Source organism: Paenibacillus sp. N3.4, assembly GCF_008017805.1.
Lineage (GTDB): Bacteria > Bacillota > Bacilli > Paenibacillales > NBRC-103111 > Paenibacillus_E.
The window spans coordinates 1-1462 of sequence record NZ_VRTT01000198.1 but is presented as its reverse complement, the minus strand read 5'-3'; the positions used below and the strand labels follow the sequence as shown (position 1 = coordinate 1462).

1 protein-coding gene is annotated in these 1462 nt (G+C 43.4%); it reads left to right on the top strand.

What is annotated here, in order from left to right; translation table 11 throughout:
* Positions 1-105: 105 nt before the first annotated feature.
* Positions 106-1293 carry an IS256 family transposase gene (locus FU659_RS34910; protein WP_147951731.1) on the top strand — a complete coding sequence of 396 codons (1188 nt, stop codon included), beginning with the start codon at positions 106-108 and terminating at the stop codon, positions 1291-1293.
* Positions 1294-1462 lie beyond the last annotated feature (169 nt).

Below are 1462 nucleotides of genomic sequence, written 5' to 3'. Positions count from 1 at the left end.
GATGAAGTAAAGTAGTCTGTGTAACAAAATTTGGAGTCTTCACAGATAACAAAAAAGTAGGGTATTCTCGGGATTGCGACACCACCAAGAAAGGACCCTACTCCAATGACAACTTCTACTTTACACGAATCCGGTCTATCCGATCTACTGGAAAATTTAGTACGTAACTTCTTAAAAGAAAAACTAGAATTCATCATGCAGGAAGAAATTAAACATGTACTTCAACTGGAACAACAATCCGAGGGAAAGAAAAATTATCGGAATGGTTACTATGAACGAACGCTAGATACTCGCTATGGCCGTATCGACGACCTCATGGTGCCCAGAGACCGAAACAACGATTTTCAAACCCAACTATTCGAGCCTTATCAACGCCGCGAAGGTTGGTTAGAAGAAGCTGTCATTCGCATGTACAAGGGCGGTATGAGCACGCGAGAAGTCGCTGGATTTATTGAAAGTATGTTTGGGGCTCAGTACTCGCCAACAACCGTAAGCAACATAACGGGCACAGTGCTTGAGGATGTAGAAAAGTGGCAGAAACGGCCTCTTGAGAAGCGCTACTCCGTTCTTTATTTGGATGGACTGTACGTCAAATTGAAACGAAACACGGTAGAAAGTGAAGTCATTTACTTAGCCATGGGCATCAATGAACAAGGCTACCGAGAAATCCTCGGATTTTACATCGGTGGTCACGAGAGCGCAAATGGTTGGAAAGACGTCCTCAAGGATTTGTATCGTCGAGGCGCGGAAGAAGTGCTGCTAGGTGTGTTTGACGGACTTCCTGGGCTTGAGAATGCGTTTAAAGAAGTCTATCCAAAGGCGGACGTTCAGCACTGTATCGTGCACAAAGTACGGAGTACATTCCCAAAAGTACGCGTGCAAGACAAGACCGAGTTTATTGATGGTTTGAAAACTATTTACAATGCAGTGAGCCGAGATCTAGCTCTCGCAGCCTTTCAGACGTTCAAAGGGAAATGGGGGAAAACGTATCCGAAAGAGGTAACTTCTTGGGAAGAGCAGTTATCCACGCTGCTGACCTTTTACAAGTATCCAGATCTCATTAAAGGAGCTATTTACACGTCAAACCCCATCGAGCGAATGAATAAAGAGCTCAGAAAGCGCCTGCGTCCCATGAACAGTTTGACGAATATGGATGCTGCCGAGAAGATTGTTTACCTTGAAGTTTTAGACTACAACGAAAAATGGTTTAGACGTACGATCCGAGGATTTGGAGATCCCGTTGTACAAGAAAAACTTACAAAGATGTTTGAGGAACGATATTCTTCTCGTTAAAAAACAAAATGGAATAAAGCACCAGCTCCCGCGCCTTCGCTTGAGCTATGTCCACCTCCAAACCATAAAGACTGAAAATTCTGATCATTATACTTGAAATTTATTTGCTTATTTTTTATCCATCGTCCCGATGGATAATCCTACCTTACACAAACTTCTTGACGCTTCC

Excerpts from the sequence above, each read along its gene's own strand:
- FU659_RS34910 (WP_147951731.1), top strand. The coding sequence starts at position 106 with ATGACAACTTCTACTTTACACGAATCCGGTCTATCCGATCTACTGGAA.